Genomic DNA, 17,135 nt, shown 5'->3' with positions numbered 1-17,135 from the left:
CCATGACCATCATCGTGACGGGCGCAGGCGGTTTCGTCGGCCGACAGCTGGTACAGCGGCTGCTGGCGGCTGGCGAGGCTGTCGTCGGCATGGACGCCGCGCCGGGCGGTATCCCGGCTGGCGCGCGCGCGGTCGTGGGCGACCTGTGTTCTGCGGCGGTCCGGGCGGAGGCGTTGCGCGACGGATGCCGCGCGGTCGTCCATCTCGCCACCGTGCCGGGCGGCGCGGCGGAGGCCGATTCTGCCGCCTCGCGCCGGGTCAATATCGACGCCATGTACGACCTGCTGGGTGACGCCAAGGCCGCGGGCGACCGGCCGCGCATCGTCTACGCCAGTTCGATCGCGGTATTCGGCGACCCGCTACCCGTGTCGGGCGTGGACGACCACACACCGCTCGCGCCGCGCATGATCTATGGCGGGCACAAGGCGATGATGGAGGTCGCCGTCGCGATGATGCATCATCGCGGCGAGATCGAGGGCGTCAGCGTCCGCCTGCCCGGCATTCTAGCCCGGCCCAAGGGGCCATCGGGCATGAAGTCCGCTTTCATGAGCGATCTGTTCCATGCCTTGCGGGCGGGAGAGAGCTTCCTTTGCCCGGTATCGGCGGAGGCGACGATCTGGGCGCAATCGGTCAGCCGTTGTGCCGACAATCTGGCTCATGCGCTGACGATGGACGCGGCGCTCATGCCGCCGACGCGGGTCGTTACCCTGCCGGCGCAGCGCATCGCGATGGGCGACCTCGCCGCCGAAATCGCCCGCCAATGCGCCGTCTCGACCGACCTGGTCGCCTATCGCCCCGACCCGGCGCTGGAAGCCGCCTTCGGATCGAATCCACCGCTCGCGACGCCGGCTGCCGACCGCGCGGGCTTTGCCCATGACGGCGACCCTGCCACGCTGGTCGCCAACGCGCTGGCGGTCATAGCGGCAGGCTGAAGGAGAGAGACGATGCGGTTCGATCGGCTGGACCTCAACCTGCTGGTGGCGCTCGACGCGCTGCTCAGCGAACGCAGCGTCAGCCTGGCGGCGGATCGCATCTGCCTGTCGCAATCCGCCACCTCGTCGGCGCTGGGGCGACTGCGCGAATATTTCGCCGACGACCTGCTGGTGCAGAAGGGGCGGCAGATGGTCCTGACCGCCCGCGCCGAAGGGCTGGTCGATCCGGTGCGCGCGGTCCTGGAGCAGATCCGCTCGACCATCGCCGTGCCGCCGCCCTTTGATCCCGCGACGTCGGACCGCAGCATTCGCATCATGGCATCGGACTATATCACCGAAGTCCTGCTGGCGTCGGCGATGACCGACCTGCAACGCGAAGCGCCGGGGATGCGTTTCGAAATCCAGTCGCTGACCGAAGTCCTGCTGGAATCGCTGGAGCGCGGCGCGGTCGATCTGCTCGTCACCATCGACTATGCGATCTCCGCCGATCATCCCAGCCAGATCCTGTTCGAGGACGATTATGTCGTCGTCGGCTGGAACGGCAATCCCGCCATGGCCAGGCAGATGACCAAGGAACTCTATTTCGAGCTGGGCCATGTCACCGCCCGCTTCGGCCGCGCGCGCGTGTCCGCGTTCGAAGATTGGTTCGTGCGGCGGCAGAAGCGCCAGCGCCGCATCGAAATCGTGACCCACAGCTTCCTGTCGATGCCCGGCCTCGTCATCGGCTCCAACCGCATCGCCACCATGCACCGGCGACTGGCGACGCGAATGGCGGACTATCTGCCGCTCACTTTGCACGAAGTGCCGATGGACATCCCGCCGATCCGCGAGGCGATCCAGTGGCATATCTCCAGCAACAACGACCCGGCGATCCGCTGGGTGGTGGAACGGATCGTCGCCGGCGCGCAGGCGCCTGCCATGCCAGTCAGGGATGACGGCATCCTCTCGCTCGACGAAGCCCGCATCGCGCGGCAGGAACTGGCCGCCCAGTTCCTGAGCGATTCCACGCCCAAGGGGCGCGGCTGACCGATCAGTCTGCGCTGTCGAACGCGGCGCGCGCCTGTTCGATCGCGGTGCCGCTGGCCTGCACCCAGGCGAGCAGGCGCCGCGCTTCCCCGACCAGCCCGTCACCCAGCGGCGTCAAGGCATAGCCGACCCTGGGCGGCACGTCTGCGCTCACCGATCGCGCCACCAGGCCGTTGCGCTCCAGCTGACGCAGCTTGAGCGTCAGCACCCGCTGCGAAATCTTTCCCTCCGCGCTCAGCCGGTCGAGCAGGCGCCGCAATTCGGCATGGCGGAAGGGCGCGATGGCCAGCAGCAGCAGGATCAGCATCGACCATCGATCGCCCAGCAGCCCGAACACCGTGCGGATCGGCGCATCGCGCTCCGCCCCATGCTCCGCCATGTCGCGGGCTAGCATGGTCAGGCCGTCGCGGCAGGCGGGATCGAAATCGTCGAAATCGGACATCGGTCAACAGATTATGACGGCACAAAAAAGTGCCGTCTTCTCCCCTCTGCCGACCATATTATGATGCTTTTCCAGAAGATCAATCACAGGAGAGGGCGATGGGGTCCGATGCGATCCGTCTGGACGGAAAAGTGGCGATCGTCACCGGCGGGGCCGGCGGCATAGGGGCGGCGACGGCGCGGCTGATGACCGATCGCGGCGCGCGTGTCGTGATCGCGGACATCGCGCAGGACGCGGCGCAGGCGCTGGCCAACAGCCTGCCCGGCGCCATCGCGATCCCGCTGGATCTGGAAAGCGAAGAGTCGATCGAGGCGCTGGTCGCCGCCGTGGTCGCCCAATGCGGCCGGCTCGACATTCTGCACAATAATGCCGCCTTGCTCGGCCCCGACATCGCCCGGCTGGATGGCGATATCGAACATATGGGCACAGCCCTGTGGGACCGCAGCTATGCCGTCAATGTGCGCGGCACCATGATCGCCTGCCGCGCCGCCCTGCCGCATCTGCGCGCCACGCGCGGCAATATCGTCAACACCGTTAGCAACCTGGCGCTCCAGGGCCATCTGATCCAGGCGGCCTATAGCTCGTCCAAGGCGGCCATCATCCAGATGACCCGATCGATCGCCGCCAGCCATGGCGCGCATGGCGTGCGCTGCAATGCGGTCGCGCCGGGCATGACGATGACGCCCGCGCTGCGCGACGCCTTCCCGCCGGCATTGCGCGCTGCGGTGGAAGCGGAAACGCTGCGCGACCGTCTGGGCGCGCCGGAGGATATTGCCGAGGCGGTCGCCTTCCTCGCCTCCGACGCCGCGCGCAACATCACCGGGCAGTTGCTGGTCGCCGATGGCGGCTGCGCCTCCCATGTGCCGGGCATCGCCCAATTCCGCGCCTTTCTCGGAGATCACGCATGAGCATCCACGACATCGTCGTCATGGGCGGCGGCCATAATGGCCTGACCGCGGCCGCCTATATGGCCAAGGCGGGCAAGAAGGTGCTGGTCCTCGAACGCAAGCCGCATTTCGGTGGCGGCGTATCGACGCGGGAACTGATCGCGCCCGGCTACTGGCATGACGAACACAGCAATGTGCATATCATGATCCAGGGCAATCCCATGATCCGCGAGGATGAACTGGGCCTGCTGTCGAAATTCGGGCTGGAATATATCTATCCCGAACTGCCCCACGTCAGCATCTGGGACGACGGCACGGTGATGCGGACCTGGAAGGATCTCGACCGCACCTGTCAGGAGGTCGCCCAATATAGCCCGCGCGACGCCGAAGCCTATCGCAGGTTCGTCGGCATCAGCCAGAGCGTGCTGCCGATGTTCATGTCGGGCCTTTACGCGCCGCCCTTCCCGATGGGCGCCTTCGTCGCGATGATGGACCAGTCGGACGAGGGCCGCTTCCTGCTCGACGTGATGCAGCGCTCCGCGCTCGACGTCGCCAACCAATATTTCGAAAGCGACCGGCTCAAGATCCACATCGTCCGCCTCATCACCGAAAATCTCCAGATGCCGGACGAACTGGGCACCGGCATGGGCGTGCTGCTGATGCCCGGCATCATCCACACCTATGGCGTGTCGATGCCCAGGGGCGGATCGGGCGAACTCAGCAAGGCGCTGGTCCGCGCGATCGAACATATGGGCGGCGAAGTCCGCTGCGATGCGGAGGTGAAGCGGGTCATCGTTTCGTCGGGCAAGGCGGTCGGGCTGGAGATGGCCGACGGCGAAACCATCATGGCGAAGGACGGCGTGATCGGCGCGATCCATCCGCATGTGCTGCGCCGCTTCGTCAGCGAGACGCCCGAACCCGTGCTGCAACGGGCCGAGCGGGTCACGCCGTCCACCTTCTCGATCAACCTGCTGCACATGGCGTTGAAGGAGAAGGCCAAGCTGCGCTGGGCCGAAGGGGAGGGCGGGGTGATGACCGAACTGCTCCAGACCCACACCATGCGCGACATGCTGCTCGATTATGACCAACTGCGCCGGGGCGTGGTGCCGCCCCGCCGCCTGATCGCGGGCGGCGACAATACGTCCAACGATCCCAGCCGCGCGCCCGCAGGTGGCGGCGTCTTCTACGGCGTGACCTTCGCGCCCTACGACCTGCACGAAGGCGGCCCGACCGCCTGGGATCGGATGAAGGAGGAGATCGCCCAGGAAAGCTTGGCGCAATATCGCCTCTTCTACAGCAACCTGGACGAGGATAATATCATCGGCACGCTGGTCCGCTCGCCGCTGGACCATGAACGCGACAGCCCGGCCAGCTTCGTCAAGGGCGACATCCATGGCTGCGCGCCCTTCATGTACCAGACGGTCGGGCATCGCCCCACGCCGGATCTGGGCCATTTCCGGGTGCCGGGCATCGAAAGCCTCTATCTGGTCGGCCCCTTCATGCATCCGGGCGGCGGCGTCTTCGGCGCGGGCCGTGCGACCGCGATCCAGATGATGGACGACATGGGTATCGATTATGACAAGGTCTGCGCAGGAGCCGTGCAATGACGAACGCAACCAGCAAGGCCCCCGTCATGAAAATCCTCGACGCGCAGGACAAGGAATTGATGACCGCCCGCAAGATCGAGCGGGAGGGCGACGCCCTCATCATCCGCGGCAAGATTTTCGGCGCGATGCCGATGGTCGCCAAACTGACCCCGGCACAGGCGCGCGCCGCGCTCAGGCTGCTCGACTGGCGCACGATCCTGTTCTTGCTGACGATATTGTTCCGCAAGGGTTGAACCCTTGGGCGGCTGCTATTGGCGGGGCCGATAGCAGCCTCCCATGAAATGCGTTTCCGGGCGACAGCCCCCGTCCGCATAGTGACGATCAGGATGAGGGAGTTGTCATGAGCATATTGGGCGTCGAAAGCGCGATTTTCGGGGTGGCGGACCTGGCGGAACATACGCGGTTCTGGACCGATTTCGGCCTGCCGGTGGAGATGGCGAGCGAAGATGAAGCGACATTTCGCCTGGCATCCGGCTCGCGCGTCATCCTCTACCGCCATGGCGATCCGCGCCTGCCCGCGCCCGATCCCTTCCCCGGCGACGGATTGAAGGAAACCATATGGGGCGTCGAAAGTGCGCAGGCGCTGGAGCAGGTCGCCGCCAGCCTCGCCACCGAAGTCGATGTCCGCCGCGACGCCGACGGGACGGTCCATTGCACCTGCCCCGACGGCCAGCCGATCGGCCTGCGGGTATGGGCGAAGCGCCCGGTGGTCAGTGAAGCCAGCCCGGTCAACACGCCCGGCCACTATCCCCGCTTCAACCAGCATCGCATCTGGCGCCGCCGCGCCCTTCCCAAGACGATCAACCATGTCGTCTTCTTCTCGCCCGACTATGTCGGCAGTTTCGAATTTTACGAACGCCATATGGGTTTCCGCTATGTCGACCATAGCAAGGGCACCGGCATCTTTTCCCGTGCGCCCGGCACCTTCGAACATCATTCCATCTTCTGGGTGAATTGCGACCTGCCGATCGCGCCCGATCATTTCAAGTTCATGCACATCGCCTTCGGCATGGACGATATCGACGAAGTCATGCTCGGCGCCAACATCATGGAAGCCAGGGGCTGGAAGAACCAGACGATGAACAGCAGCGGCGGGATTTCGCGCCACCGCATTTCGTCGGCCATCTATTATTATTGCGACATGCCGGGGAAGGCGGGGGAGGCGGAATATCACGCCGACACCGATTATCTGGATGATAGTTGGGTGCCGCGCGCCTGGGATTTTCGTTTCGGCTCGCTGCTCTGGTCGAACAATGCCCCGCCCATCTTCCGCGGCGACAACATCCCGTGGGACATGGCTTTCGACGCGGACCGCGCCAGTTTCGAACCCTTTCGCAAGACCGGCCCCGGGCGACTGCCGGTCACCGGCAAGCTCGCCGAAATCAGCGAGGCGGACGAACATGCGCTGTGACGAGCCTGCGCGCTGCTCATGATGCCCGATCGCCGAGCCGCAGACGCGCCGATCTTCTTTGCGCTTCTGCAAGTCGTCGGCTGTTTCGGCCGACTTCGGAATGGTCTAGGCATCCGCCATGCGCAGCGACCCACCCCATCGCCGGATCGGCATCATCGGCACCGGCCGCGTCGCCCGCGCCATGGCGCGGGCCTTGCAAGCCCGGACGGCCGATCCGATGCTGGTCTGGGGCCGCGACCCGGTCCGGCGCGACGCCATGGTCGCCGGGATCGGCCACGCACAGGCCGCGCATGAACTGACGACGATCGCGTCCGCCTGCGACCTGATCCTGATCGCCGTGTCGGACGACGCCATTCCCGATCTGGTCGAGGCCCTGGCGCAGCAACTGTCCGAAGACGCCACGCCTTTCATCCTCCATCTCAGCGGCGGCAGCGGCGCGGCGCTCCTTGCGCCACTGGCGCAGCGCGGCGCCCTGACTGCGGCGGTGCATCCGGCCATGACCTTCACCGGCGATCCCGAACGGGAAGTCGCCCGCATGGTCGGCGCCCGCTTCGTCGTCACCGCAGACACGCACCCGGCGGTCCTGGCCGCACAGGCTCTGGTCGCCCTGCTTGGCGGCGTCGCGGAGCAGGTGGGGGAGGCGCAGCGCCCGCTCTACCACGCCGCGCTTTGCCATGCCGCCAACCATCTGGTGACGCTGATCGCCGGCGCGGGCGACGCGCTGACGGCGGCCGGCATCGCCGACCCCGGCGCGCTCCTCGGTCCGCTCGTTCGCGCGGCGCTCGACAACGGCCTCGACCGGGGTATGGCCGCCTTGTCCGGGCCGTTGCTGCGGGGCGACGGCGACACCATCGCCAGTCATCTGGTCGCGCTGTCGGCTGACAGCCCGCACCTGCTCCCCGCCTATCGTGCCATGGCGATAGCGACGCTCGACGCGCTGGAGCGGTCCGGCGCACAGCCCGCGACCATGTTACGACAGGAACTGGCCTCCGCCACATAAGTAGCGCGCGCCTGCATCCTCTCTTGAAGGACGCGTCGCTGCCAAGCTATGCCTTGCGGGACACAGGGAAGGATGATGCGTGGCCAAATCGCCGACGAACATGCAGGGCAAGGCGGGCGGACGGGCTGGTGAAGCGGAGGAGACTCGCCTCAACATATTGGACGTCGCCACGCTGGAGTTCGCCGACAAGGGGTTGAGCGGCGCGCGCATAGACGAGATCGCTGATCGCACCGATGCGTCCAAGCGGATGATCTATTATTATTTCGGCAGCAAGGAAGGCTTGTACCGCGCCGTGCTGGAGCGCGCTTACACCGCGGTGCGGGAGATCGATGCGGATAATACGCGCAGCGACCTGGCCCCCGATGCGGCCTTGCGCGATGTGGTCGGCGCGACCTTCGACTATCACCACCAGCATCCCGAATTCGTGCGGCTGGTGATGAACGAGAATATCTTGCGCGGCGCGCATATCGGCGAGATTCCCGGCATCCGCGAACGCAATCGCAAGGTGGTGGAACAGTTGCGCAACATCCTGGCGCGCGGCGTCGCCAGCGCCCATTTCCGCGAAGGCATCGACCCGCTGGAACTGCATATGACGATCAGCGCGCTCTGCTTCTACAATGTCTCGAATCGCTATACCGTCTCCTACGGTTTCGAACGCGACGTCACTGCGCCCAAGGTGCTGGCGCGGCGGCGCACCAATGTCATCGACATCATCGAAAGCTGGTGCCGGGCCTGAGTGTGGCTTGCCGCCGTCTGAAACTGACATGCTGAACGGTATCGAGAGCGGGCTGCGTCTAACCGGACGCAAGACGCACGCTCCAGTTTTTTCGCATCGTTTTTAGCGGGAAACCGGTTCGCACTTTTCGGCACGATGCTTTAGCTGCGCTGCAATGCGTCAGGCGGGATAACACAGCGTCGATTGCCGCTCTCCCCACAGGCGGCCATGGTTCAGTCTCGCTCCATGATGATGCGCATCGTCATCGGGCTTGCCATCGCAATCCCCGATGATATCAATGTACGAAATAGTTAGCACAAGAATCATGAACGGGAGAGGATTATGCTTAGGCGGATCACGCTATCTTTGGGTCTGGCGCTATTGGCGGCGCAGGGTCCGCTCCTTGCCCAGCCATCATCCCCCGCCACCGCGCCTGAACCGGCGCTGGGCGATCCGATGCCCGACCGTATTCTGACCCTGGCCAACGGCGTCACGGTCAATGCGGACATCGTCTATTCCGTCATTCCCGGCTACCGTCCGATCACGCTCGACCTTTACCGCCCGTCCGCCGCCAGTGGCCCGCTGCCGCTCGTCCTCTACATCCATGGCGGCGGCTGGGCGAACGGCCATACGCGCCAGTCCGGCGCATTCAGCGATTTCCCCGCGGTCCTGGCCGACCTGTCGGCGCGGGGTTATATCGTCGCCTCGCTCGAATATCGCCTGTCGAAGGAAGCGCCGTTCCCCGCCGCGATCGACGATGTCCGCACCGCCATTCGCTTTCTGCGCGCCAATGCCGCGCGCTTCGGGCTGGACGGGGGCAAGGTGGCCGTCTGGGGCGGATCGGCTGGCGGCCAGCTCGCGGCGCTTGCTGCGCTCCAGTGCGGCAGCGCGCCGACCGGCGAGGACAAGAGCAACCCCGGCCAGAGCGACTGCGTGCAAGCCGGGGCGGGCTGGTACGGCGTCTATGATTTCGCCACTATGCCGCAGGCGATCGCCGGCGCGGAAAACGCCTATCTCGACTGCGTGAAGCCCGATTGCCCGGCCGATCGCGTCAGGGCCGCCAGTCCCGCGGCCCATGTCGACGCCAAAGACCCGCCGATGCTGCTGATCCACGGCACCGACGACAAGGTCGTGCCCGCCGCCCAGTCGCAGCAGCTCGCCGCGACGCTGAAGGCGGCCCATGTCCCCGTCACGCTGGAGATCATCCCCGGCGTCGGCCATAGCTGGATCGGCGCGGATGCGGCGGCGACCCGCGCCGCCTCGCTGCGCGCGCTCGACCTCACCTTCCGCTTCTTCGACACGCAACTGAAGGGCAAGAAATAATGCGCCGCTTGCTGCTGGCCCTGGGGCTCCTGCTTTCCGCGCCCGCTTCGGCCCAGATCGTCGATCGGTCCGCCGGCGACCCCATCCGCACGACCGACGGTCTGGTCGCGGGCAAGACGTTGGCGTCGGGCGTGCGCGCCTGGCTGGGCGTCCCCTTCGCCGCGCCGCCGGTGCGTGATCTGCGCTGGCGCGCGCCGCAGCCGCACGCGCGCTGGGACGGCGTCTGGAACGCCGATCGCTTTGCGCCGGAATGCATCCAGCCGCTGCGCGCCCGCAATATCAACCATTATTTCGGGGAGGAAGCGACCAGCGAGGATTGTCTTTACCTCAACATCTGGGCGCCGCCCGGCCCCGCGCCCGCAGGCGGCTATCCGGTCGTCGCCTGGATCTATGGCGGCGGCTTCAACATCGGTTCGGCCTCCATGGGCAATTATGCGGGCGACGCCCTTGCGGCCAAGGGCGTCGTCTATGTCGCCATCGCCTATCGTGTCGGGCCGTTGGGCTTTCTGGCCCACCCCGCACTCAGCGCCGAAAATGGCGGCAAGTCGGGCAATTACGGCCTGAAGGATCAGGTCGCCGCGCTCCAGTGGATCAAGGCCAATGTCGCCGGTTTCGGCGGCGATCCGGGCAATGTGACGATCGCGGGCCAGTCCGCCGGATCGATGTCGGTCTCGTTGTTGCAAGCCAGCCCGGCGACCAAAGGCCTGTTCCAGCGCGCCGTCGGCATGAGTGGCGGCGCATTTGGTGGCATCGGCACGCCTGTCTCGCTCAAGGACGCCGAAGCCGAAGGCCTCGCGCTGCAACAGGCGCTGGGCGCGCAGTCGATCGAACAGATGCGCGACCTGCCCGCCGACCAGTTGATCGCCCGCGCCGCGCCGGTGCGCCGCCGTCCGATCGTGATCGACGGCGATGTGGTGGCGGAAACCCCCGCCAGCGCCTTTGCCGCCGGACGCCAGCATGACGTGCCGCTGCTGCTTGGCTTCACCCGCGACGAAAGCTTCCGGTCGCTGGGGCCGGTCGCCACCGTAGCGGACTATGAATCCGCCGTCCGCCGCGCCTTTCCGGCCAATGCCACGACGATCCTGCAACGCTATCCCGCGCGCACGCCGGACGAAGCGCGACGGCAGGCGCGCGACATCGAACGCGACTCCACCCTCAACGCCCAGATGGCGCAATGGGCGCTGGCGCAGGCCGCTACCGGCAAGGCGCCGGTCCACGCCTGGTTCTTCACCCGCGTTCATCCCTATCGCCCCGGCGTTTCCTTCGCCGACCATGATCCCACGACCGTGGGCGCCTATCATTCGGCGGACATCCCTTATTGGCTCGGCACGCTGGACAGCCTCAACCGCTTCCGCATCACCCGCGACTGGACCGCGGTGGACCAGAGCCTGTCCACCGAGATGATGGATCGCCTGATCGCCTTCGCCCGCACGGGCGACCCCGGCCCGAACTGGCCCGCCTTCACGCGCGCCAGGTCCAAGGCGCTGGAACTGGGCGACACGCGCGCCGTCATCCCCTGGCCGCATTTCGCCGACTGGCCGTTGTTCGGCGACGCCCCGCCGCCGGCCGATCGTCCGCGGATCAGGGACTGATGGCGATGATCAACCGACGGTATGTGCTCACCGGCCTAGGCGGGGTGATCGCAGCATCCGCTCTGCCGGCGAGCGCATGGGCGGCGACCGACGCGCCGGGCCTGGATTTCGTCTATGAAGCCATCGTCACGCTGGAACCCACGCAGGAGTTCGGCCCGACCCCGCTCGGCACCCGCAGGCGCATCCCCATCACCGGCGGCACCTTCGCCGGTCCCCGCATCCGGGGCGTCGTACTGGCGGGCGGCGCGGACTGGCAGTTGCAGCGCGCCGACAACTGGACCGTGATAGAGGCGGATTATATGATGCGCACCGATGACGGCACGCCGATCCACGTCCGCAATGTCGGCCTGACCAACAGCCGCGTCTCCGCCGCCCCCAGTCGCTATCTGCGCACCGTCCCCAGCTTCGAAGCGCCCACCGGCCCGCACGACTGGCTCAACCAGGCGATCTTCATCGGCACGCTCGGCCCGCCGCCCGAAGACGCGCCCAAGCCGTCTGTACGCATCCGCGTCTATCGCGTCACATGAGGCGGGGTTCGATCCTCGCCGGTGCGGCGCTGCTGGCGCTGGCGGGCTGCGCGACGACATCGCCCGCGCCACCATCCACCACCGCCTGCGCCCCAACCGCGCAGTTCAGCTTCGTCTGCGGCGCAAACAAGCCCGAAGACCTTGCCCATATCCCGGCAACCCCCTGGGTGATCGCCAGCGGATTTGCGACCGGATCGGGGCTGAAACTGATCGACAGCCGCACCCGCCGCGCCAGCCTCTGGTTCACCGCCTCATCCGATCAGGTCACGCCCGAACCCCGCTATCCCGATTGCGCCACGCCGCCCGATCCCGCGCTGTTCACCGCCCGCGGCCTCAGTCTGCGCATGACTGAAGCGGGGCAGGGGCGGCTGCTGGTCGTCAATCATGGCGGGCGCGAAGCGATCGAGGTTTTCGCGATCGACGCGCGCGGGCTGGGTGCGCCGACCCTGCGCTGGCAGGGTTGTCTCGCCATGCCGCCGGGCCATGTCGCCAATGCCGTCGCCTCCTATGCCGACGGCACGGTCATCGCCACGGTGCTGACGCGCCCCGGCACCAGCATCACCGATTTCGTCCTTGGTCGCATCACCGGCGGCGTCTATGAACGCGGCCCGCAGGACAGCGCCTTCCGCCTGCTGCCCGGCACGCAGTTGCCCGGCAATAACGGGCTGGAAACGGCGCGTGACGATAGCGGCTTCTATGTCATCGCCTTCGGCCTGCGCGATGTGGTCGCCTATGCGCGCCACGATACGCGCCAGCCGCTCTGGCGCGCGCAGGCGCCCGAATTCATGCCCGACAATATCCATTGGGACGGCGACCGGCTGCTGCTCGCCGGCATGGTGCGCGACGAACCGGCCTGCGGCGGCCTGCGTAAAATCGTCAATGGCGTGGCCGATGGCATGTTGTGCCATCGCGGCTATGCCGTGGCACAGCTCGACCCGGAAACCCGCCGCTTTTCTCTGGTCGCCTATGGCCCGCCCGACCCGGTCTTCAACGGCGTATCGGCGGCGGTGATGCTGGGCGACGATCTGTGGCTCGGCTCCTATCAGGCGGACCGGATCGCGATCCGGCGCCTGTCCTATCTGTTGCTGCAAATTTGTATGAACTAGTTCGTACATTTCTCTTGCCGAAACATCCGGCTTGGCATAGAAGCGAATCTGCAAGATCGGGAAACATATCCCGACTGATGGGGAGGATCGGCCAGTGACGGCCCAGTGCAGCATCTATCGTCCGAACGCCCGTCCGTCCGACACTGCGGTCATGGCCCCTTGCGCATCGACGCCGGCATGAGGGCGTCCGCACATTCCGACGGACTGCTCCGCCCCACCCGCGCGCGCATCGGCGTGCTGGCGCTCATCAGCGTCGCCACCTTGCTCAACTATATGGACCGTGCCGTCATGGGCGTCGCCGCCCCCTCGCTGACCGCGGAACTCCATATCTCGCCGGAAATGATGGGCTTCATCTTCTCTGCCTTCTCCTGGACCTATGCCGCGTCGCAAATCCCCGGCGGCCTGCTGCTCGACCGGCTCGGCACGCGCATCACCTATGCCGGATCGCTGATCCTCTGGTCCTTTTTCACTTTGCTCCACGGCATAGCCGGCAATGTGGCGATGTTGTTCGGCTTCCGCCTGGCGCTGGGCATGGCGGAAGCACCTTGCTACCCGTGCAACAGCCGCATTCTCAGCAGTTGGTTCCCGCAGGATGAACGGGCGCGGGCCAACTCCGTCTATGCCGTGGGGCAATATGCGGGTCTCGCCTTCTTCAGCCCCGTCCTCTTCTGGGTGGTGGGCAGCTTCGGCTGGCGCGCCCTGTTCCTGATCGCCGGCGCGCTCGGCATGGCGTTCGGCCTGCTCATGTATGCCCGTTATCGCGATCCGGCCGACAGCCGCCGCGTCAACGCCGCCGAACTCGCCTATATCAAGGCGGGCGGGGGCGTGGCCATCGCTGGCAAGGACGAAAAAATCCCCTTCTCCTGGGCCAATGTCCGCAAACTGATGGGCAAGCGCCAGATATTGGGGGCGTCGATCGGCCAGTTTTGCGGCAATTCGACGCTGGTCTTCTTCCTGACCTGGTTCCCGACCTATCTGGCGACCGAGCGCGGCATGGACTGGCTCAAGTCCGGCACCTTCGCCGTCCTGCCCTATATCGCCGCCTCGGCCGGCGTCTTGCTGGGCGGGCAGGTGTCCGACATGCTGATCCGCCGCACCGGCTCCGCCAATATCGGGCGCAAGCTGCCGATCGTCGCGGGCCTGCTGCTGGCCTCCACCATCGTCGCGGCCAATTTCGTTCAGAGCAACACGCTGGTCATCGCCATCATGTCGATCGCCTTTTTCGGCCAGGGCATGGTCAATCTGGGCTGGACCCTGATTTCCGACGTCGCCCCGCGCCAATATATCGGCCTGACCGGCGGCGTCTTCAATCTCTGCGCCAATCTGGCCGGCATCGTCACGCCGATCGTGGTCGGGCTGATCGTGGGGCAGACCGGCTCCTTCTACTTCGCGCTCGCCTTCATCGGCATACTCGCGCTGGTCGGGGCCGCGGCCTATATTTTCATCGTAGGGGATGTACGCCGGGTCGAACTGGACTGACGAATATAGGGGCAGGAAGGTCACGCAAAAACAGGGGCAAAGCCTCGGGTCGCATCAATTTATGTACGAACTAGTTAGTAATAAAAACGGGAGGATGAAATGAAGACAGGTTTCACCATGCAGCTTCGTCTCGGCGGATCGCTGGCCGCACTGGCGCTCGGCGCCTGCACATCACCGCTCTGGGCGCAGGATCAGGCCGCCCCGGCGCAGCAGGCCGGCGACGCCGCCGCCGCCGACCAGCCGGCCACCGCCGACATCGTCGTCACCGGATCGCTGATCGCCCGCCCGAACAATGTCGCGGTCAGCCCGATCGTCACCGTCTCGGATGAACTGGTGCAGCAGAGCGGCCAGATCACGCTGGAAGACTCGCTGAACCAGTTGCCCGGCTTCACCCCTTCGGGCAATGCCGGCACCGGTGGCCAGGGGGCGGGCGGTCGCGCCACGCTCAACCTGCGCGGCCTTGGGTCCAACCGCAACCTCGTCCTGCTCGACGGCCGCCGCCTGCCGCTGTCCGACATCAACGGCAATGTCGACATCAACATCCTGCCGGAATCGATCATCGGCTCGGTGGACGTCATCACCGGCGGCGCCTCGGCGATCTACGGGTCCGACGCCATGTCGGGCGTCGTCAATTTCAAGACCGACAAATATTTCGACGGCATTCGCGGCGACATCCAGAACGGCAACAGCTTCCGCGGCGACTATGGCAAGTTCAACGCCTCGTTGGCGCTCGGCACCAAATTCGCCGACGATCGTGGCCGCCTGATGCTGGCCTTGAGCTATGGCCAGCGCGATCCGCTCTCCGGTTCGCAGCGCAGCTTCTTCAACGACAAGGTGCCATCGTCCTTCATCGGCACCGGCACCTTCGTCCCCAATGCGCTGAACCTGCCGAACGCAGCCGTGCTCAACGGCCTGTTCGCCAGCTATGGCGCGACCACGCCGATCAACCCGACGCTCAATCTCGGCTTCAACCATGACGGCTCGCTGTTCGCCCAGACCGGCGCGATCAACTATAAGGGGCCGACGACCGGCGCCTATGCCGTGGTCGGCGGCAATGTGCGTATGCCGGTCGGCCCGCAGCTTCAGATCCTCAACGCATTCGAACGCAAATCCGCCTTCGCCAAGGGCGAATATGACCTGACGGACGCGCTGACCGCCTATGGCCAGTTCCTCTATGTCGACTCCACCGTCACCACCGAAAGCGGTGGCAGCCTGACGCAGTTCGCGCCCTTCACCACCATTCCCGTCACCAATCCCTTCATCCCGACCGATCTCGCCACCCTGTTGGCGTCGCGCGCCAACCCGGCCGCGCCCTTCCGCTGGAGCGCCCGCTATGTCGGCATCGGCGACAAGGGCTGGGACGAAAATTACCGGGTTCAGCAATATCTGGGCGGGCTGAAGGGTACGCTGGCCGGATCGTGGAAGTTCGACGCCTTCGCCTCCTATGACGAAACCGTCCACAACCAGTCGATGTTCAACGCGGTTCTGAAATCGCGGGTGCAGACCTTGCTCAACGCGCCCGATGGCGGCGCCTCGCTCTGCGCGGGCGGTTTCAATCCTTTCGGCATCGCCAACGCGACCAGCCTGTCGCGCGAATGCCAGCAATATATGACCGCGACGATCAACAGCCGCGAACGGCTGACGCAGACCCAGGTCCAGGGCCAGGTCAACGGTCCGTTGTTCGACCTGCCGGCCGGCCCGGTCCAGCTCGCGCTGCTCGCCGGTTATCGCGAGAACACGTATAAATATGACCCCAGCTCTGACCTCGTCTCCAACAATGTCGAGGGTGTCGTCGGCTCCAACCCGGCGCGGGGCGAGATCAGCGTCAAGGAATTCGCAGCGCAGATCGACGTCCCGCTGCTGTCCGACACGCCCTTCTTCCACGAACTGGGCGTCGGCGCGGCCTTCCGCTATTCGGACTATAAGCCCAGCGGCAGCGTGAAAAGCTATGAATTCGACGCCCGTTGGCAACCGGTCCAGTCGCTGCTGATCCGCGGCAGCTACCAGCGCGCGGTGCGTGCGCCCAATATCGGCGAACTCTTCTCGCCCGTCACCGGCTCGCAGCTCGCCATCGGAACGCCGCCGCTCGCCATCGGCGATCCCTGCGACGTCCGTTCGGCGGCCCGCACCGGCGCCAATGGCGCGCAGGTCCGCGGCCTCTGCCTGGCGCAGGGCATTCCCGCCGCCGCCATCGACGCCTATCAGTTCGCCACCACCGCCACCGGCGGCAATATCCAGGGCAACAGCGCCCTGACCCCGGAAAAGGCGAACACCTTCAACGTCGGCTTCGTCTACAATCCCAAATTCTCGTCGCCCTGGCTGTCGGGCTTCTCCTTCTCGGTCGACTATTATAATATCAAGATCCGCAACGTCATCTCGACCATCAATGGTCTGACGGTCCTCGCCAAATGCTATAATCTCGATGGATCGAACAGCAGCTATTCGAACAGCAACGAATTCTGCCAGCTGGTCCAGCGCGACCCGACCGGTCAGCTCGTCGCCATCGCCCAGCCTTATCTCAACCTCGGCGCGCTCGACACCGATGGCGTCGATGTGCAGGTCAACTGGTCGCTGCGCCTGTCGGACGCCGGCATCGGCGATGGATCGGGGAAGATCTACGCCTCGTCCGCCATCGGCTGGCTGAACCATTATAAGGTCCAGACCCTGCCCGGCTCGGCGGCGCAGGATTTCGTCGGCACCAGCACGCCAGGCCGTCCGCTGCCCAAATGGAAGGCGCTGACCACCGTTGGCTACAGCTCCGACGTGTTCGGCATCGGCCTGCGCTGGCGCTATCAGGGCAAGCTGCGCGACATCAGCGCAATCACCTCGCCCGCGGCCGAACAGGTGGGGGTCAAGCCCTATAATCTGTTCGATATCTTCTCGACCGTCGACATCAACGACAATCTGCAACTGCGCGGCGGCGTCACCAATCTGTTCGACAAGGGCATTCCCTTCGTCGCCAGTTCGCAGAACGGCACGGATGCCGGCACTTACGACATGGTCGGCCGGTCCTTCTATGTCGGCGCGAAGTTCAAATTCTGATCTCCCCCCGGTCCCCGTCATACTCTGACGGGGACCACCCTTTTAT

General features: G+C 65.8%; 15 protein-coding genes. 14 read left to right on the top strand and 1 reads right to left on the bottom strand.

What is annotated here, in order from left to right:
• Positions 1-2 precede the first annotated feature (2 nt).
• Together K9B33_RS04730 and K9B33_RS04725 are read left to right on the top strand one after the other, a co-directional pair.
• The gene (locus K9B33_RS04730) at positions 3-932 is read left to right on the top strand and encodes an NAD-dependent epimerase/dehydratase family protein (RefSeq protein WP_224547056.1); all 930 of its coding nucleotides are present in this window, start codon (positions 3-5) and stop codon (positions 930-932) included.
• Between the two features lie 12 nt (positions 933-944).
• Positions 945-1,958 carry a LysR family transcriptional regulator gene (locus K9B33_RS04725; RefSeq protein WP_224547055.1) on the top strand — a complete coding sequence of 338 codons (1,014 nt, stop codon included), beginning with the start codon at positions 945-947 and terminating at the stop codon, positions 1,956-1,958.
• A gap of 4 nt (positions 1,959-1,962) precedes the next feature.
• Here K9B33_RS04725 and K9B33_RS04720 read toward each other — a convergent pair whose 3' ends face one another.
• The gene (locus K9B33_RS04720) at positions 1,963-2,400 is read right to left on the bottom strand and encodes a winged helix-turn-helix transcriptional regulator (protein WP_224547054.1); all 438 of its coding nucleotides are present in this window, start codon (positions 2,398-2,400) and stop codon (positions 1,963-1,965) included.
• A 98-nt stretch (positions 2,401-2,498) separates the two neighbouring features.
• On the opposite strand from K9B33_RS04720, the gene K9B33_RS04715 reads away from it, so the two are divergent.
• The 12 genes from K9B33_RS04715 (at position 2,499) to K9B33_RS04660 (ending at position 17,089) form a co-directional block, all read left to right on the top strand.
• Complete coding sequence (locus K9B33_RS04715; RefSeq protein ID WP_224547053.1) at positions 2,499-3,308, top strand: SDR family NAD(P)-dependent oxidoreductase; 810 nt, start codon at positions 2,499-2,501, stop codon at positions 3,306-3,308.
• Positions 3,305-4,894, top strand: coding sequence for a phytoene desaturase family protein (locus K9B33_RS04710; protein WP_224547052.1), 1,590 nt, complete (start codon positions 3,305-3,307; stop codon positions 4,892-4,894). Before K9B33_RS04715 ends, K9B33_RS04710 begins: the two co-directional genes overlap by 4 nt.
• Positions 4,891-5,127: a hypothetical protein gene (locus K9B33_RS04705; protein WP_224547051.1), complete on the top strand. Its 237-nt coding sequence runs from the start codon at positions 4,891-4,893 to the stop codon at positions 5,125-5,127. Before K9B33_RS04710 ends, K9B33_RS04705 begins: the two co-directional genes overlap by 4 nt.
• A 107-nt stretch (positions 5,128-5,234) precedes the next feature.
• Positions 5,235-6,305 (top strand): VOC family protein, encoded by a 1,071-nt coding sequence (locus K9B33_RS04700; protein ID WP_224547050.1) that lies wholly within the window; start codon positions 5,235-5,237, stop codon positions 6,303-6,305.
• 118 nt (positions 6,306-6,423) lie between these two features.
• Positions 6,424-7,305 (top strand): Rossmann-like and DUF2520 domain-containing protein, encoded by an 882-nt coding sequence (locus K9B33_RS04695; RefSeq protein ID WP_224547048.1) that lies wholly within the window; start codon positions 6,424-6,426, stop codon positions 7,303-7,305.
• A 79-nt stretch (positions 7,306-7,384) separates the two neighbouring features.
• Positions 7,385-8,041, top strand: a complete 657-nt coding sequence (locus K9B33_RS04690; RefSeq protein WP_224547046.1) for a TetR family transcriptional regulator — start codon at positions 7,385-7,387, stop codon at positions 8,039-8,041.
• Positions 8,042-8,362: 321 nt separating this feature from the next.
• A complete protein-coding gene (locus K9B33_RS04685) occupies positions 8,363-9,343 on the top strand; it encodes an alpha/beta hydrolase (protein ID WP_224547044.1) in 981 nt (326 codons plus the stop codon).
• Positions 9,343-10,935 carry a carboxylesterase/lipase family protein gene (locus K9B33_RS04680; protein ID WP_224547042.1) on the top strand — a complete coding sequence of 531 codons (1,593 nt, stop codon included), beginning with the start codon at positions 9,343-9,345 and terminating at the stop codon, positions 10,933-10,935. The genes K9B33_RS04685 and K9B33_RS04680 overlap by 1 nt, the downstream gene beginning before the upstream one ends.
• Complete coding sequence (locus K9B33_RS04675) at positions 10,935-11,462, top strand: DUF3237 domain-containing protein (RefSeq protein ID WP_224547040.1); 528 nt, start codon at positions 10,935-10,937, stop codon at positions 11,460-11,462. Before K9B33_RS04680 ends, K9B33_RS04675 begins: the two co-directional genes overlap by 1 nt.
• The gene (locus K9B33_RS04670; RefSeq protein WP_224547038.1) at positions 11,459-12,568 is read left to right on the top strand and encodes a hypothetical protein; all 1,110 of its coding nucleotides are present in this window, start codon (positions 11,459-11,461) and stop codon (positions 12,566-12,568) included. Before K9B33_RS04675 ends, K9B33_RS04670 begins: the two co-directional genes overlap by 4 nt.
• Before the next feature lie 177 nt (positions 12,569-12,745).
• Positions 12,746-14,047, top strand: a complete 1,302-nt coding sequence (locus K9B33_RS04665) for an MFS transporter (RefSeq protein WP_224547036.1) — start codon at positions 12,746-12,748, stop codon at positions 14,045-14,047.
• Between the two features lie 99 nt (positions 14,048-14,146).
• A complete protein-coding gene (locus tag K9B33_RS04660) occupies positions 14,147-17,089 on the top strand; it encodes a TonB-dependent receptor domain-containing protein (RefSeq protein ID WP_224547034.1) in 2,943 nt (980 codons plus the stop codon).
• Positions 17,090-17,135: the final 46 nt, after the last annotated feature.

It is taken from the genome of Sphingobium sp. 3R8 (genome assembly GCF_020166615.1).
Lineage (GTDB): Bacteria > Pseudomonadota > Alphaproteobacteria > Sphingomonadales > Sphingomonadaceae > Sphingobium > Sphingobium bisphenolicum.
The sequence above is the reverse complement of the archived record's forward strand: the minus strand, read 5'-3'. Positions and strand labels throughout refer to the sequence as shown.

Bases quoted from the DNA above. Each gene is read 5' to 3' on its own strand.
- K9B33_RS04730 (WP_224547056.1), top strand. From the start codon at position 3: ATGACCATCATCGTGACGGGCGCAGGCGGTTTCGTCGGCCGACAGCTG.
- K9B33_RS04725 (WP_224547055.1), top strand. From the start codon at position 945: ATGCGGTTCGATCGGCTGGACCTCAACCTGCTGGTGGCGCTCGACGCG.
- K9B33_RS04720 (WP_224547054.1), bottom strand. From the start codon at position 2,400: ATGTCCGATTTCGACGATTTCGATCCCGCCTGCCGCGACGGCCTGACC.
- K9B33_RS04715 (WP_224547053.1), top strand. From the start codon at position 2,499: ATGGGGTCCGATGCGATCCGTCTGGACGGAAAAGTGGCGATCGTCACC.
- K9B33_RS04710 (WP_224547052.1), top strand. From the start codon at position 3,305: ATGAGCATCCACGACATCGTCGTCATGGGCGGCGGCCATAATGGCCTG.
- K9B33_RS04705 (WP_224547051.1), top strand. From the start codon at position 4,891: ATGACGAACGCAACCAGCAAGGCCCCCGTCATGAAAATCCTCGACGCG.
- K9B33_RS04700 (WP_224547050.1), top strand. From the start codon at position 5,235: ATGAGCATATTGGGCGTCGAAAGCGCGATTTTCGGGGTGGCGGACCTG.
- K9B33_RS04695 (WP_224547048.1), top strand. From the start codon at position 6,424: ATGCGCAGCGACCCACCCCATCGCCGGATCGGCATCATCGGCACCGGC.
- K9B33_RS04685 (WP_224547044.1), top strand. From the start codon at position 8,363: ATGCTTAGGCGGATCACGCTATCTTTGGGTCTGGCGCTATTGGCGGCG.
- K9B33_RS04680 (WP_224547042.1), top strand. From the start codon at position 9,343: ATGCGCCGCTTGCTGCTGGCCCTGGGGCTCCTGCTTTCCGCGCCCGCT.
- K9B33_RS04675 (WP_224547040.1), top strand. From the start codon at position 10,935: ATGGCGATGATCAACCGACGGTATGTGCTCACCGGCCTAGGCGGGGTG.
- K9B33_RS04670 (WP_224547038.1), top strand. From the start codon at position 11,459: ATGAGGCGGGGTTCGATCCTCGCCGGTGCGGCGCTGCTGGCGCTGGCG.
- K9B33_RS04665 (WP_224547036.1), top strand. From the start codon at position 12,746: ATGAGGGCGTCCGCACATTCCGACGGACTGCTCCGCCCCACCCGCGCG.
- K9B33_RS04660 (WP_224547034.1), top strand. From the start codon at position 14,147: ATGAAGACAGGTTTCACCATGCAGCTTCGTCTCGGCGGATCGCTGGCC.